The organism is Myxococcus sp. AB025B (genome assembly GCF_006518215.1).
Lineage (GTDB): Bacteria > Myxococcota > Myxococcia > Myxococcales > Myxococcaceae > Myxococcus > Myxococcus fulvus.
In genome coordinates this window covers 25,256-52,137 of record NZ_SRLW01000014.1, presented here as the reverse complement: position 1 = coordinate 52,137, position 26,882 = coordinate 25,256, and the positions used below count along the sequence as shown (strand labels likewise).

General features: G+C 69.1%; 25 protein-coding genes. 16 read left to right on the top strand and 9 right to left on the bottom strand.

From position 1 onward, the window contains the following. Nucleotides 1-4 precede the first annotated feature (4 nt). The 3 genes from FL311_RS04045 to FL311_RS04035 are packed head-to-tail and all read right to left on the bottom strand — an operon-like array spanning nt 5 to nt 3,024. The gene (locus tag FL311_RS04045; protein ID WP_074950844.1) at nt 5-697 is read right to left on the bottom strand and encodes a histidine phosphatase family protein; all 693 of its coding nucleotides are present in this window, start codon (nt 695-697) and stop codon (nt 5-7) included. Then, nucleotides 697-1,782 (bottom strand): phosphotransferase family protein, encoded by a 1,086-nt coding sequence (locus FL311_RS04040; RefSeq protein ID WP_141323568.1) that lies wholly within the window; start codon nt 1,780-1,782, stop codon nt 697-699. Before FL311_RS04040 ends, FL311_RS04045 begins: the two co-directional genes overlap by 1 nt. Before the next feature lie 6 nt (nt 1,783-1,788). After that, on the bottom strand, nt 1,789-3,024 hold the full coding sequence (locus tag FL311_RS04035) for an acyl-CoA dehydrogenase family protein (protein WP_141323566.1): 1,236 nt from the start codon (nt 3,022-3,024) through the stop codon (nt 1,789-1,791). Nucleotides 3,025-3,106: 82 nt separating this feature from the next. Between FL311_RS04035 and FL311_RS04030 the strand changes: the two genes are divergently transcribed. Both FL311_RS04030 and FL311_RS04025 read left to right on the top strand, forming a co-directional pair. Next, nucleotides 3,107-4,048: a LysR family transcriptional regulator gene (locus FL311_RS04030; protein ID WP_141323564.1), complete on the top strand. Its 942-nt coding sequence runs from the start codon at nt 3,107-3,109 to the stop codon at nt 4,046-4,048. Nucleotides 4,049-4,169: 121 nt separating this feature from the next. Further along, entirely contained in the window at nt 4,170-4,445 is a 276-nt protein-coding gene (locus tag FL311_RS04025) for an alpha/beta fold hydrolase (RefSeq protein WP_141323562.1), read from the top strand. Between the two features lie 888 nt (nt 4,446-5,333). On the opposite strand, the gene FL311_RS04020 is transcribed toward FL311_RS04025, so the two are convergent. Genes FL311_RS04020 through pruA form a run of 3 tightly spaced genes read right to left on the bottom strand, consistent with a single transcriptional unit; the run spans nt 5,334 to nt 9,338 of the window. Beyond that, the gene (locus FL311_RS04020) at nt 5,334-6,779 is read right to left on the bottom strand and encodes an AAA family ATPase (RefSeq protein WP_141323559.1); all 1,446 of its coding nucleotides are present in this window, start codon (nt 6,777-6,779) and stop codon (nt 5,334-5,336) included. Between the two features lie 48 nt (nt 6,780-6,827). Further along, on the bottom strand, nt 6,828-7,676 hold the full coding sequence (locus tag FL311_RS04015; protein WP_141323558.1) for an aldose epimerase: 849 nt from the start codon (nt 7,674-7,676) through the stop codon (nt 6,828-6,830). Nucleotides 7,677-7,682: 6 nt separating this feature from the next. Next, nucleotides 7,683-9,338 (bottom strand): L-glutamate gamma-semialdehyde dehydrogenase, encoded by a 1,656-nt coding sequence (pruA, locus tag FL311_RS04010; protein WP_141323556.1) that lies wholly within the window; start codon nt 9,336-9,338, stop codon nt 7,683-7,685. A 211-nt stretch (nt 9,339-9,549) separates the two neighbouring features. On the opposite strand from pruA, the gene FL311_RS04005 reads away from it, so the two are divergent. The 5 genes from FL311_RS04005 to uraH are packed head-to-tail and all read left to right on the top strand — an operon-like array spanning nt 9,550 to nt 14,257. Further along, complete coding sequence (locus FL311_RS04005) at nt 9,550-10,995, top strand: FAD/NAD(P)-binding protein (protein WP_141323555.1); 1,446 nt, start codon at nt 9,550-9,552, stop codon at nt 10,993-10,995. Further along, the gene (gene allB, locus FL311_RS04000) at nt 10,992-12,359 is read left to right on the top strand and encodes an allantoinase AllB (protein ID WP_141323553.1); all 1,368 of its coding nucleotides are present in this window, start codon (nt 10,992-10,994) and stop codon (nt 12,357-12,359) included. The genes FL311_RS04005 and allB overlap by 4 nt, the downstream gene beginning before the upstream one ends. 28 nt (nt 12,360-12,387) lie before the next feature. Then, nucleotides 12,388-13,410 carry an allantoicase gene (gene alc / locus FL311_RS03995; RefSeq protein WP_141323551.1) on the top strand — a complete coding sequence of 341 codons (1,023 nt, stop codon included), beginning with the start codon at nt 12,388-12,390 and terminating at the stop codon, nt 13,408-13,410. Next, complete coding sequence (gene uraD, locus FL311_RS03990) at nt 13,407-13,916, top strand: 2-oxo-4-hydroxy-4-carboxy-5-ureidoimidazoline decarboxylase (RefSeq protein WP_141323549.1); 510 nt, start codon at nt 13,407-13,409, stop codon at nt 13,914-13,916. Before alc ends, uraD begins: the two co-directional genes overlap by 4 nt. Further along, the gene (uraH, locus tag FL311_RS03985; RefSeq protein WP_046715761.1) at nt 13,913-14,257 is read left to right on the top strand and encodes a hydroxyisourate hydrolase; all 345 of its coding nucleotides are present in this window, start codon (nt 13,913-13,915) and stop codon (nt 14,255-14,257) included. Before uraD ends, uraH begins: the two co-directional genes overlap by 4 nt. A 2-nt stretch (nt 14,258-14,259) precedes the next feature. On the opposite strand, the gene FL311_RS03980 is transcribed toward uraH, so the two are convergent. Both FL311_RS03980 and FL311_RS03975 read right to left on the bottom strand, forming a co-directional pair. Further along, entirely contained in the window at nt 14,260-14,676 is a 417-nt protein-coding gene (locus tag FL311_RS03980) for a response regulator (RefSeq protein ID WP_141323547.1), read from the bottom strand. Between the two features lie 145 nt (nt 14,677-14,821). After that, on the bottom strand, nt 14,822-15,121 hold the full coding sequence (locus FL311_RS03975) for a hypothetical protein (RefSeq protein WP_194869045.1): 300 nt from the start codon (nt 15,119-15,121) through the stop codon (nt 14,822-14,824). Nucleotides 15,122-15,438: 317 nt separating this feature from the next. Between FL311_RS03975 and FL311_RS46060 the strand changes: the two genes are divergently transcribed. From FL311_RS46060 to FL311_RS03940, 7 genes are all read left to right on the top strand, one after another. Continuing rightward, nucleotides 15,439-19,038 carry a protein kinase gene (locus FL311_RS46060; protein ID WP_305036140.1) on the top strand — a complete coding sequence of 1,200 codons (3,600 nt, stop codon included), beginning with the start codon at nt 15,439-15,441 and terminating at the stop codon, nt 19,036-19,038. A 240-nt stretch (nt 19,039-19,278) separates the two neighbouring features. Then, complete coding sequence (locus tag FL311_RS03965) at nt 19,279-19,935, top strand: 2-hydroxychromene-2-carboxylate isomerase (RefSeq protein WP_141323545.1); 657 nt, start codon at nt 19,279-19,281, stop codon at nt 19,933-19,935. Between the two features lie 92 nt (nt 19,936-20,027). Continuing rightward, nucleotides 20,028-20,675 (top strand): hypothetical protein, encoded by a 648-nt coding sequence (locus tag FL311_RS03960; RefSeq protein ID WP_141323543.1) that lies wholly within the window; start codon nt 20,028-20,030, stop codon nt 20,673-20,675. 66 nt (nt 20,676-20,741) lie between these two features. Then, on the top strand, nt 20,742-21,938 hold the full coding sequence (locus tag FL311_RS03955; RefSeq protein WP_141323542.1) for an acetyl-CoA C-acetyltransferase: 1,197 nt from the start codon (nt 20,742-20,744) through the stop codon (nt 21,936-21,938). A 32-nt stretch (nt 21,939-21,970) separates the two neighbouring features. Beyond that, entirely contained in the window at nt 21,971-22,189 is a 219-nt protein-coding gene (locus tag FL311_RS03950) for a hypothetical protein (protein WP_141323581.1), read from the top strand. Between the two features lie 217 nt (nt 22,190-22,406). Further along, entirely contained in the window at nt 22,407-22,610 is a 204-nt protein-coding gene (locus FL311_RS03945) for a hypothetical protein (RefSeq protein ID WP_046715756.1), read from the top strand. A gap of 143 nt (nt 22,611-22,753) precedes the next feature. Continuing rightward, nucleotides 22,754-23,491: a DUF1751 domain-containing protein gene (locus FL311_RS03940; protein WP_141323541.1), complete on the top strand. Its 738-nt coding sequence runs from the start codon at nt 22,754-22,756 to the stop codon at nt 23,489-23,491. A gap of 10 nt (nt 23,492-23,501) precedes the next feature. On the opposite strand, the gene FL311_RS03935 is transcribed toward FL311_RS03940, so the two are convergent. Next, nucleotides 23,502-25,139 (bottom strand): sigma-54-dependent Fis family transcriptional regulator, encoded by a 1,638-nt coding sequence (locus tag FL311_RS03935; protein ID WP_141323539.1) that lies wholly within the window; start codon nt 25,137-25,139, stop codon nt 23,502-23,504. 141 nt (nt 25,140-25,280) lie between these two features. Here FL311_RS03935 and FL311_RS03930 point away from each other — a divergent pair, with 141 nt between their 5' ends. Together FL311_RS03930 and FL311_RS03925 are read left to right on the top strand one after the other, a co-directional pair. Then, nucleotides 25,281-26,156, top strand: a complete 876-nt coding sequence (locus FL311_RS03930) for a dioxygenase (protein ID WP_141323537.1) — start codon at nt 25,281-25,283, stop codon at nt 26,154-26,156. Nucleotides 26,157-26,189: 33 nt separating this feature from the next. Next, on the top strand, nt 26,190-26,804 hold the full coding sequence (locus tag FL311_RS03925) for a YceI family protein (RefSeq protein ID WP_141323535.1): 615 nt from the start codon (nt 26,190-26,192) through the stop codon (nt 26,802-26,804). The last annotated feature ends 78 nt before the right edge of the window (nt 26,805-26,882 follow it).

Sequence of the window (26,882 nt, the reverse complement as noted above, 5' to 3'; positions counted from 1 at the left end):
TCCTTCAGCGGTAGGTGATGAGGGCCTGGTTCGCCCCCTCGAAGTGCGTGTGCTCGTTGAGCGAGGACAGGTAGCGCCCGCGCTCACTGTAGATGACCTTCGTCACGCCGCAGTTGGCCAGCGTCCAGTTGAGGCGGAAGGCGTGCTCGTCGGGAATCTGGAGCAGTTGCTGACAGATGGCGGTGACGGGGCCGCCCGAGGTGAACACCAGCGCCGTCTTGGACGGCCCCAGCCCGTGGATGAGCGAATCGAGCGCGCGCAGGCAGCGCTCGCGGAACACGGGCCAGGGCTCGGTGTACTCGGCGTCGTGCTTGCCGGCGACCCAGCGGGCCACGGCCTCGGTGAAGAGCGCCTGGAACGCGCGGCGCGGCTCCGGCGCCGAGGCGAGGTCCTCGGCCAGCGCGGCGTGGTTGGCGTAGCGGGGCGTGTGGCGGACGACCAGCTCGTCGTGGTCGAACTCGTTGAAGCCGGGGCTGCGCGTGGGCAGCAGGTCCACGCCCATGGCGGAGAGGCACGTCTCCGCCGTCTGCCGGTGGCGGGTGAGCGTGCCAGCCACCACCGCGTCGAGACGCGGCAGCCGCGTCTTGAGAGCCTCGCCGAGCACGCGCGCCTGCACGAAGCCCGTCTCGGAGAGCTGGTCGTAGTCCTCCGCGCCGAAGGACGCCTGCCCATGGCGGATGAGGTACACGACGCCCATCACCGCCCTCCCTTCTTGATGAGCCGCTTGCAGCGCCAGTCGTAGTACGTCACCAGCGTCCAGAAGTTCTTGAACGCCGGGTTGCGCGTCTGCTTGTGGTGATAGCGGTAGTAGATCTGCTGGATGATGCCGGCGAGCCGGAAGATTCCGAAGACCTCGTAGAAGGTCCAGCTGGCGGGCTTCAGGCCGGAGCGCTGGAGGTAGTAGTCGACGACCTCCCTGCGGCTCATCATGCCGGGCATGTGCGTGGGCTGACGGCGCGTGGCGCGCATGAAGAAGTCATCATCCGACTCGACCCAGTACGCGAGCGCGCTGCCCAGGTCCATCAGCGGGTCGCCCAGCGTGGCCATCTCCCAGTCGAGGACACCGATGACCTGCGTGGGCTCGCCCGGGTCCAGCACCACGTTGTCGAAGCGCCAGTCGTTGTGGATGACGCAGGTGGCGATGTCGTCGGGGATGTGGTCCTTGAGCCAGTCGCGCACGTACTTGAAGCTCGGCACGTTCCAGGTCCGCGCCTTCTCGTAGCGGTCCGACCAGCCCTCCACCTGACGGCGCGGATAGCCCGCGCCCTTGCCGAGCGACGACAGGCCCACGGCCTGGGCATCCACCGCGTGTAGCTCCAGCAGCTTGTCAATGACGTTGACGCACAGCTTGCGCGTCTCGCCGGCGCTCAGGTTCATCCCGCGCGGCATGTTGGCGCGGGGGATGATGCCCTCGATGCGCTCCATGACGTAGAAGTCCGCGCCGATGACGGACGCGTCCTGGCACAGAGCCACCATCTCCGGCACGAACGGGTAGGCGGGCCGGAGCGCCTTCTGCACGCGGTACTCGCGGGACATGTCGTGCGCGGACTTCGCCTTGGTGCCCGCGGGAGGGCGGCGGAGGATGAGGTCTCGCTTGGGGTACTTGAGCCGGTAGGTCCAGTTGGACGCGCCGCCGGAGAACTGCGTCACGGTGGGCAGGCCCTCGAGCGTCGGTACCTGCTTCTTGAGCCACGCGTCGACGGCGGGGACGTTCAGCTCCTCACCGGCGCGGACGGAGCTGGGTGAATCCAGGGTGGATTTCGGGGCGGCGTGGGTGGCCATGGTGCCTCACCTCTTGGAGAAGCCGCGCTTGGCCAGCTCGATGCGGGCGATGACACCCTTGTGCACCTCGTCCGGGCCGTCCGCGAGCCGCAGCGTGCGCGCCTGGCCGAAGAAGCCCGCGAGCACCGTGTCGTTGGACACGCCCGCGCCGCCGTGAATCTGGATGGCGTCGTCGACGATGCGCTGGAGCACGCTGGGGGCCACGACCTTGATGGCGGAAATCTCCGTCATCGCGCCGAGGGCGCCCACCTGGTCCATCTTCCACGCCGCGTAGAGCGTGAGCAGGCGGGCCTGGTCGATGGCGATGCGGGCCTCGGCCACGCGCTCGCGGTTGCCGCCCAGGTTGAGCAGGGGCTTGCCGAAGGCGGTGCGGTTCATGCCGCGGTCAATCATGAGCTCCAGCGCCCGCTCGGAGGCGCCGATGCAGCGCATGCAGTGGTGGATGCGGCCGGGGCCCAGGCGGCCCTGGGCGATCTCGAAGCCCATGCCGGGGCCGCCGATGATGTTGGAGACAGGGACGCGGACGTTGGTGAAGTGCACCTCGCCGTGGCCGTGAGGGGCGTCGTACTCGCCGAAGACGGGGAGCATGCGCTTGATGGACACGCCCGGCGAGTCCAGGGGCACGAGCACCATGGAGTGCTGGTGGTGGCGGTCGCCGCCGGTGTCGGGCGTGCGCGCCATGAAGATGGCGATTTTGGCCTTGGGGTGGCCCAGGCCGGTGGTCCACCACTTGGAGCCGTTGAGGACGACCTCGTCCTTCTCGACGACGGCGGTGGCCTCCATGTTGGTGGCGTCGGAGGATGCGACGCCGGGCTCGGTCATGCAGAAGACGGAGCGGATTTCTCCGGCGAGCAGCGGGGTGAGCCACTGCTTCTGTTGGGCGGGGGTGCCGTACTTCCAGAGCACCTCCATGTTGCCGGTGTCGGGGGCGTTGCAGTTGAAGACCTCGGGGGCCATGAGGCTGCGCCCGGTCTCCTCGGCGATGGGGGCGTACTCGAGCGTGGACAGGCCCGGGGAGTGCTTCTCGTCGGGGAGGAAGAGGTTCCAGAGTCCGGCGGCGCGGGCCTTGGCCTTGAGGTCCTCCATGACGGAGGACACGGGCCAGGTCTTCCAGTCACCGCCGCGCGAGGCCTCCATGACCTCCTGGTAGTAGCGGGCCTCGTTGGGCTCGATGTGCTCGCGCATGAACTGCTTCACGCGCTCCAGGTAGTCCTTGCCTCTGGCGCTCGGCTCGAAGTCCACGGTGCTGCCTCCTCTCACGAGAGGCGCTCATCCTTGGCACCCGGCCCTTGTTGAATCCACTGAATGTTGGTCATGTGTCGTCATGAGCCCAGTTCAGGATTCCACCCGGCGCCCCGGGCCCCCGGACCTCAACCTCTTCCGGGTGTTCGACGTCGTCTATCGGGAGCGGAACCTGACGCGCGCGGCGGAGGTGCTGTTCCTCAGTCAGTCCGCGGTGAGCCACGCGCTGGCGAGGCTGCGCGAGCAGCTGGGGGCGCCCCTGTTCGTCCGGCAGGGGAGGGGCGTGGCGCCGACGCCCTTGGCGGAGCGGGTGGCGCCGGAGATTCGGGAGGCGCTGGCGCTGCTCCAGCAGGCGGTGCACCACACGCGCGGCTTCGAGCCGGCGCGGGACGTGGGGACCTTCACCCTGGCGATGAGCGACATGCTGGAGCCGTCGATTGTGCCCCGGTTGGTGGCGCGGCTTCAGGAGCGGAGTCCGGAGGCGCGCATCAGCAGCGTGCGGTTGGAGCGGACGCGGCTGGAGCGGGACCTGGCTTCAGGGCGATTGGACCTGGCCATCGACGTGGAGCAGCCGACGAGCGCGGAGCTGCGACACACGGCCTTCACGCGGGATGCGTTCTGCGTGGTGAGTCGCAGGCGCAGGCGGCTGGACGTGGCGGCGTACATGGGGGCGAAGCACGTCACGGTGTCCTCGCGGCGCACGGGGCTGGCGGTGGAGGACCTGGTGCTCAGCCGGCTGGGGTATCAGCGGGAGGTCACGGTGCGGTGTCGGCACTACGAGACGGCGTGCCGAATCGTATCGGGTTCGGACCTGTTGCTGACGATGCCTCGGAGGCGAGCGGAGGAGATCAACGGGGTGCTCGACGATGACCTGCACCTGTTGCCCATGCCGCTCGCGCTGCCGCGACTGGAGCTGCATCTGTACTGGCACCGCTCCGAGGACAGTGAGCCTCGGAGTCAGTGGTTGCGCTCGGAACTGCAGTCCCTGGCGAAGGTGCTGATGGGGCCGCGACGTGGCGCGTGATGGAAGTGAAGGTCACTTCAGTTCACGCAGTCCAGATTGCAGTCCGCGAGCTCGCCCCCGCAGTCGTTGAGACACAGGACGACCTCGAGCGGATCGGTCAGCGTGAGTTCACAGTCGACGGATGCCCTACAACCGCGCGGCGGTCGACTGGTCGGACCGGAACTTCGATGAGACGTACGTCCACACCTGGTGGCCGCGCGCGCTGCCCACGCTCATCATCAGCGGCGCCGAGGACCGCATCGTCCAGCAGACACCGTGGTCACAGGCCGCTTTCCAGGGACCGCACATCCTCCACAGGACCGTGGCAGGAGCCGCGCACTTCCCCTGGGTCGAGCGTCCGGAAGCCGTGGCCTCCGCGGTGGGTGAGCTTTCAGTGCGGATTGCGCCACGACCGTGAGCGCTTACCGAGCGACTGGAGGTATCCCTGGTCTCTGCGGGGACGCGAGCCCATGTTGTCGTCGATGCCTCAGTGGAATCAGGTGCTCCAGTGCGCACCAGGTGAAAGCGGACCATTCCGAGGTGTCTGCAAGATTGTCGGTCAATAGGCGTGTCCACCGTCTATGGGCTGCCTGCGTCCGACCCTCCTCCAGGTGTTGCTCAATCTCCTCAATACTTGGCAGCAACTTTTCCCGCACATGGCCCTGCGCGCGGTCCGCGAGTTCTTCGAGCCTCAGGATGATGATGGTTGCAGTGCCTTCGTCGGTCAGTCCTTGTGGCGTCCAGATCCAATCCCGCCTGTCGAAGCGCGTCTCCAGGGGAGTCCAGGTGATGTGGTCAAGGGGATCCTCTCCTCCTGCAGGATCGATGAGCAATGGGTGCTCTGCCGCTACGCTCACGAGCGGTTCTGGTGGGGGGATGGGCGCCGACGTTGGGGCGGCAGCGGACGCGGTTCCCTTTTTGAGCGGGAAGTAGTTCGCCTTGTGGCCCGCGTCGTTGCATCGGTTGCACGAGAACAGGAGGTTTGACCAGGTCCACGTCAGCCACCAATAGTGCCCTGGGTCAACCTGTCTTGTTTCGCCTGGCAAGTGTCTCCAGGCTCCATCTTTGGGGCGATAGTGTTCGACGGGAGAGCTGCTGAAGTCGGTCTTGCGTTCGCACCAGGCGCACTTCTCATTCTGTGCCTTGTACAGAGCCAGCTTCGTAGCACGGGAATTGTATCCGATGAGCTCATCGGAGAGGTGTGTCGACGGAGCGCCGTGAGAGTTGAATACTTGGGCGCTTGTCGCCAAGCGTCTCGTCGCTACGCGCTTCAAGCCGCTGGGCGCTTCTCCACGGAAGACGCGAATCATGCCGAGCCCCGGGATGACTCCTGCGCCGCCTCGATATCCGCGAGTGCCTTCTTTCCTTCCAGTGTACCGAGCCTGTGAATGAGCTCCTTGCGAATCTCTTTGCGCAACTCGCCCCGTTCCTTTCGCTGGGCGGGAGTAGGCGCCGGATGCACGCAGAGCACCTTGAACCTCCGGAGCTTCTCTCCGAGTGGATTGGGAGTTGTCCCTTCGAGCCCGAACCAGGTCCGGTACAACTCGCCCCCAGTCATGATTCGTGGATCGGGCTGATGCTCGACGTCTTGGATTCCGGGGCGGAATTGTCCGCCGTGAGCCCACCCTCCCTGGACGATGTTGCCAGTCTGCTCTTCGACCGTGAGCCGGACGACCTCGTGTGGTGCCAGTGACGATAGGACGATAGGCGAGTGGGTTGTCGCGATGAACTGGAGACGGGGGAAGACCCTACGGAGGCCGGGAATGAAGCGCGCTTGCCACGTGGGATGGAGATAGAGGTCGATCTCGTCAATCAGCACGAGCCCCTCCATTTCGTCCGTAGTGACCTCCGTCTGGGCTTCGAGCAGTACATGGCCAATCAAGTCCGCGATCCACGCGAACGTCGATTGATACCCATGGGAGAGCGCGATTCCCGCGATTGCTACCGGGTCCTGCCCCTTCGCCATGACTTGGTAGAAGCGGTCGCTCTCAATGAGCGCGGTGCTCGAACGAGCGCCCCCTTGTCCTCGCAACTCAAGACGCGCGAGCTCCGGGAAGAGATCTTCTCCTCCGAGTTTGACGGCCTGATTGAGCATCCGGCTGAAGCGTCGAGACGTCTCGCCCGGCCTGCGATTCTCCGTCCGGTCCTTCTCCAAGAAGTGGTTGGCGAAGCCCGTCGACGCGAGCTGCTGCTGGCGGAACAAGGGCTCAAGCCGCTCGATTGAGGGGCGCGCCAAGGTCGGAACCTTGGCCGCATCGGGGAGTGCTCGTGAAATGCCATAACCCGCGACGAACCACAGCGGAGCGTTCAGCGACCTGGCTTCCGCGAGCGGATCCTCCGGGCCCCCTTTCCTCAAGGTCGAGCCGTAGTTGGAGCCTGCGTCCAAGGAGGTCACGCCAGGAGGCAGGTGCACCCATGAGAAGAGGTCCCACTCCGGTGGCTTGGCCGACAGGCGGGGATGAACTGCTTTGCCTCCCCTTCGAGATTGAGGGCCAAACGTAAACGTCGCCTCGATGGACATGGAGTCTTCGCCACGCCGATCGCGCAGATGTTTCACTGCCGGGCCCGCGAGGCCACTGACTTCCTTGAATCCCGCGGCGGCGAGCGCAATGGCCTGCAACAGCGTCGTCTTCGCTGTTCCATTCTCGCCAATCATGACCGTCCACATGCGCGGCGCCCCGCGATGCGTGAAGTCGAGATCAAAGGCCGCGAGTCGTTTCAGATGCTCGACCTTGAGGTGGCGGATGTACATGGTCAGAAGCTCACATGTCGTAGGTGAGTGCTGCAAGCAGAGGCGGACTCACACCTCGATATCGAACGCGAGCGACAGCCGCTCCTCGGGCTGCACGTGCAGCAGCCCCTCGCCCGTCGCGAGCGCACCCGCCGCGGCGGTCCATGGCTCCACGCAGACGAAGTCCTTCCCCTTCAGCGTCCACACCACCATCACCTTGAACTCAGGGCTCCACGACAGGTGGATGGGGCGCAGCCCCGGCCCACGCGACAGCCGGGTCTCCTGCTTCGAGTGGTCCCTCAGGTGCAGGTCCACCTCGTCCGCCGTCAAATCCCACCCGGTGAACGGCACCTCGCGCTTGGTCCGGTTGTCCCAGCCGTGCGTCGCGTCCGTCTCCACCGTCGTCACCGACTTCACCCCATCCGGCACCCGGAAGTACGGATGGAAACCCAGATGCACCGGCAAGGGCTCCATGCCAGGGTTCTGGAGGTCGAAGTCGATGGTCAGCCTCCGCCCCACCAGCGAGAACGTGAGCTGCGCATCGAACTCCCACGGATAGACACGCAGCGTCTCCGCGTTGGACTTCAACCCCAGCACCAACAACGAGTCCTCCGCCTGCCGCACCGCCCACGCCAGCTTCCGGGCGAAACCGTGCTGCGACAGGCTGAAGGACTTACCATGCGCCGGATACGTGTCCCCCGGCAGCGGACCCGCGTTGGGGAACAGCACGGGGATTCCCCCGCGCACGTTCTTCGTCGGGTCCGCCACGGTGGCTTCATCCAGGTAGAGGATGTCCTCGTCCCCCACCTTGAAGCTCGTCACGAGCGCGCCGCGTGAAGGGATGACCTCCACGCAGCAGTCGTCACCCTTCAGCGAATACGTCTCCAGCCCCGCGATGCCCGGGAATGCTCGGCTCATGCGAGCCTAGATACCCCCATCGTGGGGGTCGCTGTCCATGAACGGATACGGCACCTTCGTCGGCGGAGCGAAGTTCTCCTTCACCGTCCGAGGACTCGTCCAGCGGATGAGGTTGAGCAGCGAGCCCGCCTTGTCGTTCGTCCCCGACGCACGCGAGCCACCGAAGGGCTGCTGTCCCACCACCGCGCCCGTGGGCTTGTCGTTGATGTAGATGTTACCCGCCGCGTGCCGCAGCTCGCTCATCGCCGTGTCGATGGCCTTCCGGTCCCGCCCGAAGATGGCCCCCGTCAGCGCGTACGTCGCGCTCTGGTCCACCTCGCGCAGCGTCTCCACGTACTTCCCATCCGGATACACGTGCACGCCCACCAGCGGCGCGAAGACCTCCTCGCGCATGATGCGGTGACGCGGGTCCTGCAACTGCACCAGCGTGGGCTTCACGAACCAGCCCTCCTTCCGGTCCGTCTCGCCACCCGCGACGATGCTCGCGTCCTTGTCCTGCTTCGCCAGCTCGATGTACGAGGAGACCTTCTTGAAGGACTTCTCGTCGATGACCGCGCCCATGAAGTTGCGGAAGTCCGTCACGTCACCCATGCGGATGTCGCCGATGAGCGCCTGCAGCCGGGGCTTGAGCTTCGTCCACAGCGACTCCGGCACGTACACGCGGCTGGCCGCCGAGCACTTCTGGCCCTGGTACTCGTAGCCACCGCGCACGATGGCCACCGCGAGCGCCTCCACGTCGTCCGCCGCGGACGCGTGCGCCACGATGAAGTCCTTGCCGCCCGTCTCACCCACCAGCCGGGGGTACTGCTTGTACTTGCCGATGTTCTCTCCCACCGTCTTCCACATGGTGTTGAACGTCGGCGTGGAGCCGGTGAAGTGGATGCCGCCCAGATGGGGGCTGGCCAGCGTCGGGTTGCCCACCGTGGGCCCGTCGCCGTTGAGCATGTTGATGACGCCGTCGGGCAGGCCCGCCTCGCGCAGCATCTCCATGAAGTACCAGGCGCTCAGCGCCGACGTGGACGACGGCTTGAACAGCACCACGTTGCCCATCAGCGCGGGCGCGGTGCACAGGTTCATCGCGATGGACGTGAAGTTGAACGGCGCCACCGCGAACACGAACCCGTCCAGCGGGCGGTAGTCCAGCATGTTCCACGTCTGCGGCGAGGACTCCGGCTGGATGGCCAGAATCTGCTCGGCGAAGTGGACGTTGTAGCGCAGGAAGTCGATGGCCTCGCACGCGGCGTCGATCTCCGCCTGGTGGGCCGTCTTCGACTGACCCAGCATGGTGGACGCGTTGATGATGGGCCGGTAGCGCGTGGCGAGCAGCTCGGCTGCGCGCAGGAAGATGGCCGCGCGCGACGAGAACGACATCCGCGCCCAGTCCTCCTTCACCGCGAGGCCCGCCTGGATGGCCTGCTCCACGTGGCTCGCGTCGGCCTCGTGCAGGGTGGCCAGCACGTGCGAGTGCCGGTGGGGCATGCGCACCGTGTCCGTCTTGCCGCTGCGCACCTGCTTGCCGCCGATGATGAGCGGGATGTCGATCTGCTCGCCGCTCATGCGCTTGAGCGTCGCCTGCAGCTCGAGGCGCTCGGGCGAACCGGGCGAGTAGGGGAGGATGGGCTCGTTGCGGGGAGCCGGGACGCGGGGGAAGGCGTTGATCACGCGAATGACCTCGGGACGGAGCGAAAAGGGCGGGGAGCATAACCAACCGGCTCCTCCGGGGAAGCGTCGAAGCGGGCCGTCGTCCGCGCCCGGACACCCGCTGTCAACCCCTGACGCGCCCGGCTATTTCCCTCCGGAGCCCCTCGTCAGCCCACACCCGGGGAGGGGGGCACATTGACCGGGCGACATAGCGCGCGGTTACGATGGAGGCATGCGCATCCCGCCTCCGAGCCCCGCGATGCCGCCTCCTCCCGGCCTCTCCGCCCTGGAGGACGCGCTCCGCAGGGACCTGGAGAGGCTGGAGTACCCGAAGCGCTCCTGGGTACTCCCGCGACACACCCGTGACGGCAAGGCCGTGCTGGATGTGCTCATCATCGGAGGCGGGCAGAGCGGCCTCACCGCCGCCTTCGGGCTCTTGCGCGAGAAGGTGACGAACCTGCTCGTGGTGGACGACGGCGAGCAGGACCTCGCGGGACCGTGGAAGACCTTCGCGCGCATGCACACGCTGCGCACGCCCAAGCACCTCACCGGGCCGGACCACAACCTGCCCAACCTCAGCTTCCAGTCCTGGTTCGAGGCCCAGTACGGCGAGGCCGCCTGGGCGTCGCTGGAGCGCATCCCCAAGGAGCTGTGGGCGGACTTCCTCGGCTGGTACCGGCGCACGCTGACCATCCCCGTGCGCTGCCGCTCGCGCGCCGGAGCGCTGACCTGGAGCGCCGAGGATGACTGCTTCCACGTGCCCATCGAGGACCTGCGCACCGGCGCCACCGAGGTCCTCTTCGCGCGCAAGGTGGTGCTCGCCACGGGCATCGACGGCTCGGGGCGCTGGGAAATCCCATCCATCGTGGCGAACCTGCCGCGCGAGCTGTACGCGCAGACGCGCGAGGACATCGACTTCGAGGCGCTGCGTGGCCGCAAGGTGGGCGTGCTCGGCGCGGGGGCGTCCGCGTTCGACAACGCCTCCGTCGCGCTGGAGCACGGCGCGGGCGAGGTGCACCTGTTCTACCGGCGCAAGTCGCTGCCGTGCATCAACCCGTACCGCTGGGCGGAGTTCGTCGGCTTCCTCAAGCACCACGCGGACCTGCCGGACGCGGACAAGTGGCGCTTCATCCACCGCATCTTCGAGATGGGGCAGCTGCCCCCGGCGGACACGTACCGCCGCGCGTGCGCCTTCCCCCAGTTCCACCTGCACGCCCAGAGCCCGTGGCTGGACGCCGAGGTGGTGGACGGACAGGCCCGCATCACCACCCCGCGGGGGAAGTACACCTTCGACAAGCTCATCGTCGGCAGCGGCACGGTGACGGACCTGTCGCTGCGGCCGGAGCTGGCGAACGTGCACGCGGACATCGCGCTCTGGAAGGACCGCTTCACGCCGCCCGAGGGCCAGTCGCACGCGGACCTGCTGCGCCACCCGTACCTGGGGCCGGGCTTCGAGCTCCAGGAGAAGCACCCGGGCCGCGCGCCGCACCTCCGCTCCATCTTCAACTACACCTTCGGGTGCCTGCTCTCGCTGGGCTTCGGCGGGGCGAGCATCTCCGGCATGAAGTACAGCCTGCCCAAGCTGACGGCGGGCGTGACGCGGCAGCTCTACCTGGATGACCGGGATGCGTTCTTCCGCTCCCTGGAATGCTTCGACGAGAGGGAATTCGAGCCATGAGCAGGGGTGAGTTCGGGCTGCGCAGCCGCCGGGTGCTGGCGGGTGGTGGGCTGCGCGACGCGGTGGTGGTGGTGAAGGACGGCCGCGTGGAGAAGGTGGCCGGGTCCTCCGAGGCGCTCGGCGCGCTGTCGGTGATGGATGTGGGCCATCACGTGGTGATGCCCGGCGTGGTGGACTGCCACGCGCACATCAACGAGCCCGGCCGCACCGAGTGGGAGGGCTTCGAGACCGCCACGCGCGCGGCGGCGGCCGGAGGCATCACCACCGTGGTGGACATGCCGCTCAACTCGCTGCCGCCCACCACCACGCTCGACGCGCTGAAGCTCAAGGCGGACGCGGCCCGGGGCTCAAGCCAGGTGGACCATGGCTTCTGGGGCGGCGTGATTCCCGGCAACGCGGGCGAGCTGGAGGCGCTCATCGACGCGGGCATCGCGGGCTTCAAGTGCTTCCTGTGCCCCTCCGGCGTGGATGAGTTCCCTCCCGCGGACCGCGCGGTGCTCGACGTGGCCATGCCGATTCTCGCGCGGCGCGGTGTGCCGCTCATCGTGCACGCGGAGCTGGAGTCACCGCTCCCGGAGGTCCGCGCAGAGGGGGCTCGCACGTACCGCGCCTATCTCGAGTCCCGGCCGCGAAGCTGGGAGCAGGACGCCATCCGGATGATGATGGAGCTGGCGCGAAAGCACCGCTGCCGCGTGCACATCGTCCACCTGTCCTCGGCGGACGCGCTGCCGCTGCTCATCGATGCGCGGCGTGAGGGGTTGGACGTGTCGGTGGAGACGTGTCCGCACTACCTGAGCTTCACCGCCGAGGAGATTGAGGACGGCGCGACCCACTTCAAGTGCGCGCCGCCCATCCGCGAGGCGGAGAACCGCGAGCGCCTTTGGGAGGGGCTGGCGCGCGGGGACATCGAGCTGGTGGTGTCGGACCACTCGCCCTGCACGCCCGCGCTCAAGCTGCTGGAGCGCGGCGACTTCGGCGCGGCATGGGGCGGCATCGCGTCGCTGCAGCTCAGCCTGTCGGCGGTGTGGACCGAGGCGCGCAGGCGAGGCCACGGTCTGCAGTCGCTCGTGCGCTGGATGTGCGAGGCGCCGGCCCGACTGGTGGGCCTGAGCGGTACGAAGGGCTCGCTCGTGCCGGGCGCGGACGCGGACCTCGTGGTGTTCGACCCCGAGGCCACCTTCACCGTCGAGCCGTCACGGCTCCAGCACCGTCATCCCCTGACGCCGTACGCGGGCAGGACGCTCGCGGGCGTGGTGGAGCGCACGCTGCTGCGCGGAGAGACCATCTACGAGCGCGGGCAGCCCTTCCCGCGTCCCACGGGAAGCTGGGTGCGCCGGCCGTCCTCGGCGCGCATCGCCGCCTGAACTGATTCCATCGGGAGAACACACGAAAATGCATGCACCCGAAGAGGGGAAGCTGCGCGTCGGCTTCACGGAGCTCATCGACCTGGCCGCGGAGAAGGTCGGCGGACAGGCCCTGCTGGCCAGTGACGAGTTCTTCGCCGGCAAGGAGAACCTGCTCAAGTCCGGCCGAGGCGTCTTCATCCCGGACAAGTACACCGAGCAGGGCAAGTGGATGGACGGCTGGGAGTCGCGCCGCAAGCGCGTGCCCGGCCACGACTGGTGCATCCTGAAGCTCGGCCTGCCCGGCGTGATTCGCGGCGTGGACATCGACACGAACCACTTCCTGGGCAACTTCCCCGAGTACGCCTCGGTGGACGCGCTGGAGGTCGAGGGCTCGCCGTCGCCCGAGTCGCTGGTGGACGCGGCGTGGACGCGCATCCTCCCGCAGCTCAAGCTGCAGGGCGGCACGCGCAACCTCTTCGCCATCGCCGATGAGCGGCGCTGGACGCACCTGCGCCTCAACATCTACCCGGACGGCGGTGTGGCGCGCTTCCGCGTGCACGGCGAGGTGCGGCCGGACCTGGCGCGGCTGACGCGCGAGAAGGGCGCGGTGGACCTGGCGGCGGCGGAGAACGGCGGCACGGTGGTGGCGTGCAACGACGCGTTCTTCGGCACCAAGGACAACCTCATCCTGCCCGGCCGCGCGGCCAACATGGGCGAGGGCTGGGAGACGCGCCGCAAGCGCCTGCTGCCGGGCTTCGACTGGATTGTGGTGAAGCTGGCGGTGCCCGGCACCATCGAGCGCGTGGAGGTGGACACCGCCTTCTACAAGGGAAACTTCCCGGAGAGCGCGTCCCTCGAGGGACTCTACCTGCGCGAGCCGCTGGTGGACTTCGCCAACGCGCACGACCTGGCGTGGACGGAGCTGCTGCCGCGCACGAAGCTCCAGGCGGACCACCGTCACCACTTCGAGCCCGAGCTGAAGGCGAAGGGGCCCTTCACCCACGTGCGCCTGAAGATCTTCCCCGACGGCGGGGTCAGCCGGCTGCTCGTCCACGGGCGTCCGGCGTGAGCGCGCTCGAGCGACTCAACACGCTGCCCACCGACGAGGCCCGCGCGGAGCTGACGCGCTGCTGCGGCGCCTCGCGTTGGGCGGAGGCGATGACGAAGGCGCGGCCCTTCCGTGACGCCGAGCACCTGTTCTCCGAGGCCTCCCAGCAGTGGAGCCGCACGGGTCCGGAGGACTGGCGAGAGGCCTTCACGCACCACCCGCGCATCGGCGACGTGGCCTCGCTGCGCGCGAAGTTCGCCGCCACCGCGAGCTGGTCCTCGCAGGAGCAGGGTGGGGTGAGCGGCGCGGGTGAGGAGGTGCTCCAGGGCCTGGCCGACGGCAACCAGGCCTACGAGGAGCGCTTCGGCTTCATCTTCCTCGTGTGCGCGACGGGCAAGAGCGCCCAGGAGATGCTCGGCCTGCTGCGTGCGCGCCTGGGCAACGCCCCGGACGAGGAGCTGCGCATCGCCGCCGGTGAGCAGGCGAAAATCACCCGCATCCGATTGGAGAAGCTGCTGGCGTCATGAGCACCCTGTCCACCCATGTCCTCGACACGCACCGCGGCCGCCCGGCCTCCGGTGTTCCCATCACCCTGGAGCTGCAGGGGGCCCACGGCGACTGGAAGGAGCTGGCCCGGGGCGTCACCAACGACGACGGCCGCGTGCGCGACTTCCTGCCCGCGGGCGCTCGCGTGGAGACAGGCGTCTACCGGATGTCCTTCGACACGGGCGCGTACTTCCGCTCGCTCGGTGTGAAGGGCTTCTACCCGTCGGTGTCCGTCGTCTTCGAGCTGGCGGCGCCCGACGAGCACTACCACGTGCCGTTGTTGCTCAGCCCCTTCGGCTACTCCACCTACCGGGGGAGCTGACCTCAGGCCTTGGTGACGACCTGCGCGGTGGGGGCCGCCGCCGACACGGGCGCGCTCCCCCGCCGCAGCAGCGCGTGGATTTCGGCGATGAGCAGCGCGGGCTTCACGGGCTTGACCAGGTAGGCATCCGGCACGGGCAGGCTCGCGTCGCTGTCCGAGCGGGGCGCGAAGCCGCTGACGAAGACGACGGGGATGTGCTGGAGCGAGGGCTCCTGACGGAAGCGGCGGCACAGCTCGTACCCGTCCATGCCCTCCATGTTCACGTCGGACAGGAGCAGGTCCGGCGGCTGGGCCAGGGCCTTCTCCAGGCCCTCCTCGCCGCTCGACGCCGCCGTGCAGTCGAAGTCCCCGGACAACAGCAGGCGCAGTGTCTCGCGCATCGTCCACGAGTTCTCGACGATGAGGACCTTGGGCTTCACGGTGCTCGGGCTCCTCCGGTGCCGGCGGCGCGCCGTGCGGCGACGACCGTCCGAAACCACGAGCATCACCGCACCACGCCCGCCGTCGCAAGGGGTCTGCCCCCACCCCTGGACAGAGGTACAAGGCCGAGCGGGCGTGGGGGGCCTACTCCTCGGGCGGGGGATTCTCCAGGCCGCGCCGGGACACCTCGGAGTCGGGCTCCTCGTCGCCGCGGGCCTCGCGCTCGGGGACCTGCTCGTTTGTCCACCCCTCCCCGCGCTCCACCCGGGCCTCCCAGTCCGTGTCGCGCGTGGGGTCCACGTCCCCGGCGCCTTCGTCCGCGAGCCGACGGCTCACGTCGCGCGCGCCCTCATCCTGCGCGTCCTCCACCTCGCCGCGATTCCTCGGCTGGAAGTCCCCGCGCGTCGGCCGCGTGTCGTTGGGTCCTCGAGGAGTGCCCGCCATGTTGCACCTGCCTGGGTGTGGGTGTCGCCTGCCCGACTCAACCTCCGAAGTGCCGATGCGCGGGACAAGTGCTGGCGGATATCAGGCCGCCTGCCTGGGCGGTGGGGGGCAGGGGTTTCTTCCGTGTCGTCGGAGCGTGTCCGATACATGGAAACGTGATATTCCATCGACTTCTGGATTCTGCCGACCTTCCGGTCCCGCCTTCGTGAGCGACGAAGAGAAGACAACCGTCCTGGACGAGCGCAGTCGTCCTCCGAGCAGCACGTGGGGGGGAGCGCATCCGCACGCCCGTCACCCTGCCGGGGGACGCCGCGGGCGTGCGACGCTCGTTGGAGCTCGGAATGGTGGTGACGGGCCGCTACCGGGTGGAGGGCCTGCTGGGCGAGGGCGGCATGGGCCGCATCTGGCTGGCGGAGGACCTGCACGAGCGGCGCAAGGTCGCGCTCAAGGAGATGCAGGTCCCCGCGGGGCTGACGGCGGCGAAGACGGAGGAGCTGGTGCTGATGTTCCGGCACGAGTTCTTCGCGATGAAGAAGCTGCAGCACCCCGGCACGCTGAAGGTGTTCGACTGGGGGATGACGGAGGCCGGCAACCGCTTCATCACCATGGAGGTGGTGGACGGGCAGGACCTGAGCACCCTGGCGCGCGAGTCCCCGCTGGACACGCGCACGCTGTACCGGGTGCTCCTCCAGATGGCGCAGGTGCTGGCGTTCATCCACTCGCGCCTGTACGTGCACTGCGACATCAAGGCGAGCAACGTGCGCATCACCCGCTCCGGCGCGGTGAAGCTGATGGACTTCGGGGTGATGCATCAGCTGGGCACCCCGAGCCCCGGCAAGCTCAAGGGCACGCTGGAGTACCTGGCCCCCGAGTGGCAGCGCGGCGCGAGCATCGACGGGCGCGCCGACCTCTACTCGCTGGGCGTCATGGCGTACTACCTGGTGACGGGGAAGCTGCCCTTCAAGCGCAACACGCCCGCGGCGCTGCTCGCCGAGCACCTGACGCGGCCGCCGCCCAAGCCGTCCTCGCTGGGGCCGGTGGACCCGCAGCTGGAGGAGATCATCCTCCTCTTGTTGGCGAAGGACCCGCGCGAGCGCTTCCAGGACGCCGCGGAGCTGATGGAGGCGTTGTGCCACGCCAGCGGCGAGCCGATGCCGGAGGAGCCGCTGTCGGCGCGCTCCAGCTACCTGCACGTGCCGGAGGTGGTGGGGCGCGCGGCGGAGCTGGAGTCGCTGATGAACGGCCTGGCGGAGGCGGACTGGGGCCAGTCGCGCGCGGTGCTGCTGGGCGCTCCGGCGGGCGTGGGCAAGACGCGGCTTCTGCAGGAGTTCGAGCTGCAGGCGAAGCTGGCGGAGCTGCCGTTCGGCCGGGGGCAGTGCCGCGCGGAGGGGCAGGCGCCGCTGACGCCCATCGCGCAGGCGCTGCGCGCGCTGATTCCGCACACGCCCACGGAGGTGATGGAGCGGCTGTCGCCGAGGCTCGCGAGGCTCCTGCCCGCGATGTCGGCGGAGGGCTCGGGCGTCGCGCAGGTGCCGGGCGAGGAGAAGCTGGGGTTCTTCGGCGCGCTGGCGGAGTGGGTGCAGGGGCTGGGCAAGCGGATGACGTTCGTCCTGTGCTTCGAGGACCTGCACTGGGCGGACACCGCGTCGCTGGAGGTGCTCAACGTGCTCATCCGCGCGCTGCACGGCACGCGCGGCATGGTGGTGTGCACGTTCCGCTCGGGGGAGCTGAGCCGGCTGAGCCTGGCGTTCCAGACGGTGGACGAGAAGCTCACCTGGCGCATGGATTTGGAGCCGCTGGCGGCCGAGCACGTGGGCACGCTGGTGGGGCTGGCGCTGCCGGGCCTGGAGGTGCCGGAGAGCTTCGTCGCGCGGCTGCACGAGACGACGGGGGGCAACGCGTTCTTCGCCACGGAGTGTCTGCGCGCGCTGGTGGAGGAGGGCGCGCTGACGCGCGTGGGTGGACGCTGGACGGCGGAGGAGGGGCTGGACACGCGGCCCCTGCCCGCGAGCATCCAGGCGGCGGTGCTGGAGCGACTGTCCTCCGCGCCGGTGGAGCAGGTGTCGCTCTTGAGGCGTCTGGCGCCGGCGGGGCGCAGCCTGGAGCTGCCCATGGTGCGGGCGCTGGCGGACCTGCCGGAGTCGGAGCTGTTCGCGGTGCTGGATGGAATCGTGGAGCGGCAGTTCCTCCAGGAGGAGGAGGGCCGGTACGTCTTCACGCACGACACCGTGCACCAGGCCGTCTACGACAGCATGTCGGAGGACGAGCGGCGCGCGGCGCACGCGCGGGTGGCGCTGGCGCTGCAGACGCTCTACTCGCAGCGGCCGGACCTGACGCGCACGGTGGGGTGGCATTATCTGCGCTCGTCGGAGCCCGAGCTGGCGATCGGTCCGTTGCTCGACGCGGGGCGCGCGGCGATGGAGGCGCAGGCGCTGCTGGAGGCGACGCTGCTGTTGAAGGAGGCCTCCACGCTGCTGGAGTCCGCGCCGGACTTCCCGGGACGTGACCGGTTGCTGTTGCGTATCTGGGTGACGCTGGTGGAGGTGGGCTACGCGAGTGACCCGCCCAGCTCGCTGGCCTTCGCGGAGAAGCTCTTCGCGCACTGGGCGTCGACGGTGGACCTGGAGGAGGGGCGGCGGGTCGCGCTCGCGCAGCTCGACGGGGCGTGCTCGGCGCCCGAGGACGAGCGGCCGGCACGCCTGAGGGAATTGTTCCGCGAGCGCGAGGCGGACGCGCAGGTGGCGCCGGCGGACATCTTCTGGAAGCAGGCGGAGCTGCGCATCCTCCAGGCGATGGCGCTGGCCATCGTCGGGCGCACGAAGGATTTGGACGCGTTGCTGGAGCGGGTGCGGCGCGAGCAGCCGGAGGTGTCGCCGTACCGGGCCGCGACGTTGTTGGCGCCGGCGGTGCTCAGCGCGTACACGGGCCGCTCGGCGGGGGTGGTGGAGGCGCAGTTCGAGCAGCTCACGCGGCTGCGCGGGCTGCGCGAGGTGATGGGCCGGCTGCCTCGGCGCCTGGCGTGGGCGTTGGGGATGGGCGGCTACATGATGAACATGAACCTGGCGCTGCGCGGCGAGCCGCTGGACGCGCAGGCGACGCGGGATGGCTACGCGGTGGCGGAGGCGCACGGCTTCACGGACGTGCGGGCCTTCCACCTGTTCACGGTGGTGACGCGCGCGGCGTTCACGGGGGATGCGGCGGCCTTCGTGCCGGCGTTCACGGAGAAGAGTGACCTGGTGCGCCGGCTGGGCAACCCCCGGTTGATGGAGCGCAACCTGGCCATCTTCACGCCGCCCTACTACCTGGAGCGCGGCGAGCACGAGCACGTGGCGGCGGTGGTGGCGCGCGGCGAGGCGCTGGCGCGGGTGCTGCCGGAGGACCGCTGGTTGCAGTGCCACGTGCAGACGTACCAGGCGTGCCGGGATGTGCTGTTCGAGGACGCGGCGGCGGTGCGCCAGTCGCTGCCCCGGGCGCTGGCGGCGGCGCGTGAGAGTGGCCTCCGGATGGAGACGCTCTTGCGTGTCTACCAGTCGCGCTTCGAGCGCGAGCAGGGCCACCTGGAGGCGGCGCGCGAGGCGGCGCAGACGGCGCTGTCGCGGTCGATGGACCCGGTGCTGGCGAATCCCTGGGACGAGGTGCTGGCGCGCCGGGCGATGGCCGCGCTGCTGCCGGGCGAGGACGGGCTGACGCACCTCAAGCGCGCGCTCGCGCTGGCGGAGCTGACGGGCAACGTGTTGCAGGTGGGGCACGTGCGCCTGGCGCTCGCGGAGCGGGCGATGACGATGGACGCGGCGGTGGCGGAGCTGACGGCGGCGGAGACGGCCTTCACCGAGGCGCGGGCGTCGAACCTGCTGGCCCAGGCGACGTCGCTGCGTGGCGCGCTCCAGCGCAGCGCGGAGTCCCGACGGAGCGCTTGAGACGGCTCGCGTGAAGTGACCGCATCATGGACGGAACGCTCCGGCAACGTGCGGGCGCGCGAGCCCACGTGAAACGCAGCACCGTTGAGGGAGCACTGCGCGCTCTGGCAACGCACGGGACGCGATGCTCTCTTGGAGGGGTGTGGTGCCGCGCTGCGCGGGAGCCGGAAGGTACGCCGCCTCACGTCACGCGCAGGTGTCACGGCGAACAGCCGGCGCCAGGAGGGTAGAGTGCGCGGCATGGCCCTCCCGCCCCTGCGCTTCTGTTTCGACTATCTCTCCCCCTACGCCTACCTCGCGTGGACGCGCATGCCCGCCATCGCCGCGCGCCATGGCCGCGTGCTGGAGCCCGTCCCCGTGCTGCTCGCGGGCGTGCTCAACGCTACCGGCAACATCGGCCCCGCCGAGGTCCCCGCCAAGCGCGGCTATATCTTCAAGCACACCTTCCGCATCGCCCACGAGCTGGGCGTGCCCTTCGGCCCTCCTCCCTCGCATCCCTTCGTCCCGTTGCTCCCGTTGCGCGTGACGGCCGCCGTGGATGACCTGGAGGCCCGCGCCCGGCTGGTGTCGGCCCTCTACGCGGAGGCCTGGGGCGGCGGGAAGGGCGTGGAGTCGCCCGAGCAGGTCACCGTGGCCCTCCGCGCCGCGGGCCTGGATGCCCCCGCGCTGCTCGAGGCCGCCGGCAGCCAGGACATCAAGGACCGCCTGCGCCGCAACACCGAGGAGGCCATCGCCGCGGGCGCCTTCGGCGTGCCCACCGTGCTCGTGGGCGACGAGCTGTTCTTCGGCGTCGACTCGCTGGGCCACCTGGAGCGCTTCCTCGAGGGCAAGGATCCGCTCAAGGGCGTCGACCTGGAGCGCTGGCGCTCCCTGCCGTCGACCGCCTCCCGACGCTGAACGCGGGTGGTGCGAAAGCACCTGGAGTTTGGGCTAGGGTGCCCCGCTGGCCCAAGCCCCAGGGGCGGGCCACGTCTCCAGGTGCTCACCGAATGAACGTCCTCGCCGAGCTGGGCATCGTCGTCGCGGGTCTCGTGCTCGCCATCGTCCTCCTGGCGCTCAACTTCTGGCGCGCCGTGCTGTTCCTCTTCCCTCACACGGTCCGCGTGGAGCCCGAGGCGCCCGCCGACCAGATGGACCTGCCCCTGGAGCTGGCGCAGGTCTCCATCCACCTGCAGGCCCTGGGCTTCGTGGCGCTCGGCAGCCACGAGGAGAAGCCGCCTCTCCAGAAGGCCATGCGCTCCTACGACTGGGCCCACCCCACCGAGCGCGTCTTCGCCACCGTGTACCAGACGGCGGACGGCGAGCCCCGCCTCTACTTCCTCACCCCCCTGGCTCCGGAAGGCTTCGTCATCACCGCCGGTTATCGCCGGCCCGCGCTCGACGTGCCCGGCGTCTACCGGAGCGGTTCACTGGCGGACGCTCCGCCCGAACGCCTGCTGCGCGCCCACCTGCGCCGCATGGAGGGCCTGACGCCCGCCAGCGACTTCTCGTGGGAAGGTCGGGTGGAGGCCGGACGTTCCTGGTATCGCGGGCTCGGCCGGAAGGAGATCCGCCGGCAGAACCTGCAAGGGCTGTTGTGGACGGTGATGGCGCTTGCCATCGTCGCCAGCGCCTTCCTGGGACGGCGCGCGGCCTGAAACCCCGCCAGGACCATCACTGCGCGCGTGCACCGCGCGCCCCTTGGGAGTAGGTAGACGAGCACCATGAAGAGCGTGTCCAAGACCGAGGAAATCTTCTTTCTTTCCGGCAAGCGCACCCCGTTCGGCACCTATGGCGGCAGCCTGAAGGACCTGAGCGCCACCGACCTGGCCGTGGAGTCCGCGAAGGCCGCTTTCGCCCAGTCGAAGGTGTCCCCGGAGCTGGTGCAGCACGTCGTGTACGGCAACGTGGTGCAGACGAGCGCGGATGCCATCTACCTGCCCCGCCACGTGGGCCTGAAGACGGGCGTGCCCGTCCCCGTGCCGGCCCTGGGGGTCAACCGCCTGTGCGGCTCCGGGTTCCAGGCGTTCGTCACCGCGGCGGAGCTGATGCTCACCGAGCAGGCGAGCTGCGTGCTGGCCGGCGGCACCGAGTCCATGAGCCAGGCGCCCCACGTCATCCGCGGCGCGCGCTGGGGCCTGCCGCTGGGCAAGGGCAGCCTGGAGGACATGCTGTGGACGGCGCTGACGGACAGCTACACCGGCCAGCCCATGGCGCTCACCGCCGAGCAGCTCGCGGTGGACTACGCGCTCACCCAGGACCAGGTGGACGAGTACGCGGTGCTCACGCAGAAGCGCTTCGCCGCCGCGCAGGAGGCGGGCCGCTTCCAGGATGAAATCGCGCCCATCACCCTCAAGGGGAAGAAGGGCGACGTCGTCGTCTCCAGGGACGAGCACAACCGCCCGGAGACCACGGTGGAGGGCCTGCGCAAGCTGCCCAAGGTCTTCAAGAAGGACGGCGTGGTGCACGCGGGCGCGGCCAGCGGCATCTGCGACGGCGCCGGCAGCATGGTGATGGCGACGGGCAGCTTCGTGCAGAAGCACGGCCTGAAGCCCATCGCCCGGCTGGTGAACTGGGGCGTGTCCGGGTGTGACCCGAAGGTGATGGGCATCGGCCCGGCGCCCGCCATCCGCCAATTGCTGGAGCGCGCGCAGGCGAAGCTCTCCGATGTGGACCTGTTCGAGGTGAACGAGGCCTTCGCGCCCCAGTACCTGGCGGTGGAGAAGGAGCTGGGGCTGCCGCGCGAGCAGACCAACGTCAACGGCGGCGCCATCGCGGTGGGCCACCCGCTGGGCGCGTCCGGCGCGCGCATCACCACGACGCTCGTCTATGAGCTCAAGCGTCGCGGTGGACGCTATGGTATCGGCTCCGCCTGCATCGGGGGCGGCCAGGGCATCGCCGTGTTGGTCGAGGCGCTCTGATGCCCGAACACGACTTCCAACCGGGACGCGAGATGACGAACGAGGTGGATGCGAAGACGGCCCGCGAGCGGGCCAAGGCCATCGCCGAGCAGCGTCGGGCGGAGCGCCGCAACCGCAAGCGCAAGTGCGTCGTGTGCGGCGTGGAGGAGAGCGACAAGACGCCCCTCACCGCCCACCCGGAGGGCATCGGCCCGGCCTGCAAGGACGAGGTCTCCTGCCAGAATCGCCGGGCCGCCGCCTCCCGCCCGTGACGCGCCGCCGGGCCTCGTGTGGGCACCCCCCCCGCGCGAGGTCCTGGCCCGCAGGGAACCGCGGATGTCGGCTGCGTGACGGTGGGCGCGGTGGCTCCACGCGGGGTCGGGGTGGGGCGGCCAGGACCGCTCAAGGCCGGTAAATCGGGCCCGTTTCTTGATAGCGGAATCGTCTCGGGGTAAACGTCCAGAATCTCAGCTTGAGACGAGGGTCGGAATGGGCGTTACGAGCTTCACGGGAGTCAAGGTGTTCTCCACCACGCTCGCGCGTGATCGCGAGAACATGGGTGAGAACATCACCAAGTGGCTCAAGGAGAATCTGGTCAACATCGAGGTGGTGGACAAGGTGGTGACCCAGTCCTCGGACAAGGAGTTCCACTGTCTGACCATCACGATTTTCTACCGCGCGAAGACGGCCTGATTCGGCGGTTCTCGACGCTGGACGTCGACGTACGAGGGCGCTCTCCCGGGACCGGGTGGGGCGCCCTTCGTCGTTTGGGGTTGCGAAGCAGGCGGGGTTCCACCACCTTTGGTCGACTTGTCGAGTCCGTAGTGGAGGAATGAATGCGACCGATGCGCAGCTTCGGCGGCCGGGGTGGCGGTGGTGGGTTCCCCGGCCTGGAGACCACGGCGTCCAAGCTGGCGGTGGGCCTGGTGGCGGGCTCCGTGCTCTTCCTGGTGCTGCGCTACCAGGGCGCGGGCAACAGCCTGCTCCTGCTGCTGTCGCCGAACACCGTCTTCGGCAACCTGTTCCTCTGGCAGCCCTTCACCTACGCCTTCATCGAGAGCGAGCCGTTCAGCATCCTCTTCGGCGCGCTGCTCCTGTGGTCCATCGGCGGGTGGCTGGAGAGCTACTGGGGCTCGAAGCGGCTGTTGATGGTGGCGGTGGGCTGCACGGCGCTCGCCGGCTTCGTGCTGGGCGTGGTGGGGCTCTTCATGCCGCTGCCGGCGGGCTACCAGGGCGGCTGGGTGATGGGCTCGGTGCTGTGGGTCGCCTACGGCCTGGTCATCGGCAAGGGGCAGACGAACTTCTGGGGCATCCCCCTGTCGGGCAACGCGTTCGCCGGCATCGGCGCGGGCTTCGTGGTGCTGCGCGTGCTGACGGCGGGCTTCTTGAGCCAGCTGCCGCACGTCGTCGCGCTGCTGCTGGTGTTCGCCTACGTCAAGGGCGCCAGCCCCAAGCGGTTCATGCTGCAGCTGCAGCACTGGCGGCTGCAGCGACAGCTCAAGGACCGCTCCAAGCACCTGCACGTGGTGGGCAGGAACAAGGACAAGCCGGACCGCGACCAGTACCTGAACTGAGCCGAAAGGCTCAGTGGGCCGCCTCCGGGTGGCCGTACTGCTTGAGCTTGCGGTAGAGCGTGGCCACGCCGATGTCGAGCTGCTCGGCGGTGCGCGCCCGGTTGCCCGCGTTCTGTGCCAGCACCGCGAGGATGTACTCCTTCTCCATGTCCTCGAGCCTGCGCGGGTTGCCGCTGGGCATGAGGCTGGGCGGCGCGGCGCGGACCTCCTCCGGCAGGTCCTCGCGCTCCACGCGGCTGCCCTCGCACAGGGCAACCGCGCGCTCTAGGGCGTTGCCCAGCTCGCGCACGTTGCCCGGCCACTCGTAGCGCAGGAGCTGGTCGGCCGCGTCCGGTGACAGGCCCGACACCTTGCGGCCCAGTCGCTCCGCGGCCTCGGCGAGCAGCAGCCGGGCCAGGGGCAGGATGTCCTCGCGCCGCTCGCGCAAGGGGGGGATGCGCAGCTCGATGACGCGCAGGCGGTAGTAGAGGTCCTGGCGGAAGCGGCCGGACTTCACCTCCTCGCTCAGGTCGCGGTTGGTGGCGGCCACCACGCGCACGTCCACCTTGCGGCTGGTGTTCTCTCCCACGCGCCGCACCTCCTTCTCCTGCAGCGCCCGCAAGAGCTTGGCCTGCATGGAGGCCGGCACCTCGCCCACTTCATCCAGGAAGAGGGTGCCGCCGTGCGCGGCCTCGAAGAGGCCCGGCCTGTCGTGGGTCGCGCCGGTGAAGGCGCCCTTCACGTGGCCGAACAGCTCGCTCTCCAGGAGGCTCTCGGTGACGGCCGCGCAGTTGACGGCCACGAAGGCCTTGTGCGCGCGCGTGGACTCGTCGTGGATGAGGCGGGCGATTCTCTCCTTGCCCACGCCGCTCTCGCCGGTGACGAGCACCGTGGAGTCCACCTTCGCCGCGCGGCGGCCCAGGTTGATGACCCGCTGCATGGCCTCCGCGCGCGCCACCATGCCGGCCGGGTCCTCCGTCACGCCCACGCGCGCGAGCGACTGGCGCTTGGCGCGCAGCTTGCGCTCCGCCTGCTTCAGCGCGTCCGTCACCTGCGCGAGCACGCCCTCCATGCACTGCGTCTCGTAGAAGCGCAGCACCTCCTTGCACTCGGTGGTCCACTCCTCCGAGGGGCGGCCGACGATGTGGCACGCCGCGTCCCCCTGGCCCACGCAGCGCAGCTCCGTGCAGTAGATTTCCCGGCCGTTGACGTAGCTCATGTACCCGGACGCGAAGCCGGTGAGGCTCCAGCACACCGGATGGTCCGCGCGGCCCAGGTGCAGCAGGTGCTGCTCGGCCTCGTACGAGTCGCGCCACTGCGCCTCGGCGAAGGGCTCCGGGCCCTCCTCGGGCTTGCGCTCCATCCGCTCCACCCGCACCTGGCCCTGCAGCGTGTGCAGCCGTCCGCCCGCGCGGCGCCACAGGGACTCATCCGTCCAGGGCACCGCCCCCTTCATCGCCTCCGCCGTGCGCCAGCCGTGCGCGTAGCCCAGCCGCGTGAAGATGCCCCGCGCGGCCGTCATGCCCATCAGGTTCACCAGCTCCTTGCGGAGCAGTCCCAGCGCCACCGGGTCCATGAGCAGCACCCGCTGCCCCGCGAAGTGGATGAGCCCGCCCCCCGGTTCGAAGGACAAGAGCTCGCCCAGCCCCAGCTCGAATTGACCCGCCACGGTGTCCCGCTCCTTCCAAAGTGATGCCTCTCTCTATCGTTTTGAGATGTTTCCTGCACGACAGGTTGTGAGGTGGGAGTCATTTCAAGGGGTTGGAATCCCGGGGACGTTGGTCCTGGGGTTGCAGTAGAAGGCGCCATCATGGGAGGCGGCTTGGACAGGCGAGGAGTGCTGCAGGGCATGGCGGCGGCCGGGGTGGCGGGCGCCCTGGGCACGGGCTCCGCGAGCGGGCAGGCGAAGGCCCCGGCGCTCTTCGTCTCCCACGGCTCGCCGATGGTGGCGCTGGACACGGACGCGTACCCGCGAGCGCTGAAGAACTTCGGCGAGGGCGTGTCCACGGCGAAGGCGCTCGTCGTCGTCTCGGCGCACTGGGAGACGCCCGGCGAGGTGCGCGTCACCGCCAGCGAGCGGCCGCCGCTCGTCTATGACTTCCACGGTTTTCCGAACGCGCTGTACCAGCTTCGCTACGCGGCGCCGGGCGCGCCCGCGCTGGCCGCGGACGTGGTGGGCCGGCTGAAGTCCGCGGGCCTCGAGGCCGTCGCGGATGGCGAGCGCGGGTTGGACCATGGCGCGTGGGTACCGCTGCTCCACACGTTTCCACGCGCGACGTTGCCGGTGGTGCAGGTGTCGATGCCGCTGGGCGCGCGCGCGGCGGACATCGCGAGGATGGGCGAGGTGCTGCGGCCGCTGCGTGAAGAAGGCGTGCTGCTGATGGGCAGTGGTGGCATCGTCCACAACCTGCGCCGGGTGAATTTCCGAGAGAAGGATGCGTCCCCGGAGCCGTGGGCGCAGTCGTTCGACACGTGGGTCGCGAACAAGTTGGAGGCGCGCGACTTCACGGGGCTTCAATCATGGTTGGATGCACCGAATGCGACGCTCGCGCATCCAAGGGCCGAGCATTTGTTGCCGCTGTACTTCGTCCTCGGAGCCGCCCTCCCCGAAGACCGCATCACCCCCGTGTTCGAGGGCTTCCATCACGGAACCTTGTCCATGCGCAGCTTCGCGCTGCGCGCCTGAACCCGCAGTTCATCATTCGAGGAGCACACCCCTATGAAGACGACCCTGAAGAGCGCGATTGCCCTGCTGGTGGCCCTGCCGTCCCTCGCCTTTGCCGCCACGTGGGACGTGGACCCGGCCCACTCCAGCGCGGGCTTCACCGTGAAGCACATGATGGTGTCGAACGTGACGGGCTCGTTCAACATCAAGCAGGGCGCGGTGAACCTGGATGAGAAGGACATCACCAAGTCCACCGTGGAGGCCACGCTCGACGCGGCGACGGTGAACACGGGCAACGCCAAGCGTGACGAGCACCTGAAGGCGCCGGACTTCTTCGACACGGCGAAGTACCCCACCATCACCTTCAAGTCGACGAAGGTGGAGAAGGCGGGCGAGGGCAAGCTGAAGGTCACCGGCAACCTGACCATGCACGGCGTCACCAAGCCGGTCGTCCTGGACGTCACGGGCCCGTCGGCGGAGTCGAAGGACCCCTGGGGCAACACCCGCACGGGCGTGTCCGCGACGACGAAGCTGAACCGCAAGGACTTCGGCCTGACCTACAACACGGCGCTGGAGACGGGCGGCGTGGCGGTGGGTGAGGAAGTCACGGTGAACCTGGACCTGTCCCTGACGAAGAAGGCGCCCGCCGCGGCCCCCGCGAAGAAGTAGTCCGCGGGTCGCTCGACAGCGACTGACGTGAATGAAGGGCCTCCACGGTGTGTGGGGGCCCTTCTTCGTTTCGTGCGT

What these genes read in the sequence shown, in the direction of transcription:
- FL311_RS04030 (WP_141323564.1), top strand. Translation starts at nt 3,107, where the DNA reads ATGAGCCCAGTTCAGGATTCCACCCGGCGCCCCGGGCCCCCGGACCTC.
- FL311_RS03965 (WP_141323545.1), top strand. Translation starts at nt 19,279, where the DNA reads ATGGCCCTCCCGCCCCTGCGCTTCTGTTTCGACTATCTCTCCCCCTAC.
- alc (WP_141323551.1), top strand. Translation starts at nt 12,388, where the DNA reads ATGCATGCACCCGAAGAGGGGAAGCTGCGCGTCGGCTTCACGGAGCTC.
- FL311_RS04045 (WP_074950844.1), bottom strand. Translation starts at nt 697, where the DNA reads ATGGGCGTCGTGTACCTCATCCGCCATGGGCAGGCGTCCTTCGGCGCG.
- FL311_RS03960 (WP_141323543.1), top strand. Translation starts at nt 20,028, where the DNA reads ATGAACGTCCTCGCCGAGCTGGGCATCGTCGTCGCGGGTCTCGTGCTC.
- FL311_RS04005 (WP_141323555.1), top strand. Translation starts at nt 9,550, where the DNA reads ATGCGCATCCCGCCTCCGAGCCCCGCGATGCCGCCTCCTCCCGGCCTC.
- FL311_RS03925 (WP_141323535.1), top strand. Translation starts at nt 26,190, where the DNA reads ATGAAGACGACCCTGAAGAGCGCGATTGCCCTGCTGGTGGCCCTGCCG.
- allB (WP_141323553.1), top strand. Translation starts at nt 10,992, where the DNA reads ATGAGCAGGGGTGAGTTCGGGCTGCGCAGCCGCCGGGTGCTGGCGGGT.
- FL311_RS03930 (WP_141323537.1), top strand. Translation starts at nt 25,281, where the DNA reads ATGGGAGGCGGCTTGGACAGGCGAGGAGTGCTGCAGGGCATGGCGGCG.
- FL311_RS03950 (WP_141323581.1), top strand. Translation starts at nt 21,971, where the DNA reads ATGACGAACGAGGTGGATGCGAAGACGGCCCGCGAGCGGGCCAAGGCC.
- FL311_RS04015 (WP_141323558.1), bottom strand. Translation starts at nt 7,676, where the DNA reads ATGAGCCGAGCATTCCCGGGCATCGCGGGGCTGGAGACGTATTCGCTG.
- FL311_RS04025 (WP_141323562.1), top strand. Translation starts at nt 4,170, where the DNA reads ATGCCCTACAACCGCGCGGCGGTCGACTGGTCGGACCGGAACTTCGAT.
- FL311_RS03955 (WP_141323542.1), top strand. Translation starts at nt 20,742, where the DNA reads ATGAAGAGCGTGTCCAAGACCGAGGAAATCTTCTTTCTTTCCGGCAAG.
- FL311_RS04040 (WP_141323568.1), bottom strand. Translation starts at nt 1,782, where the DNA reads ATGGCCACCCACGCCGCCCCGAAATCCACCCTGGATTCACCCAGCTCC.
- FL311_RS04020 (WP_141323559.1), bottom strand. Translation starts at nt 6,779, where the DNA reads ATGTACATCCGCCACCTCAAGGTCGAGCATCTGAAACGACTCGCGGCC.
- FL311_RS03940 (WP_141323541.1), top strand. Translation starts at nt 22,754, where the DNA reads ATGCGACCGATGCGCAGCTTCGGCGGCCGGGGTGGCGGTGGTGGGTTC.
- FL311_RS03945 (WP_046715756.1), top strand. Translation starts at nt 22,407, where the DNA reads ATGGGCGTTACGAGCTTCACGGGAGTCAAGGTGTTCTCCACCACGCTC.
- uraH (WP_046715761.1), top strand. Translation starts at nt 13,913, where the DNA reads ATGAGCACCCTGTCCACCCATGTCCTCGACACGCACCGCGGCCGCCCG.
- FL311_RS03975 (WP_194869045.1), bottom strand. Translation starts at nt 15,121, where the DNA reads ATGGCGGGCACTCCTCGAGGACCCAACGACACGCGGCCGACGCGCGGG.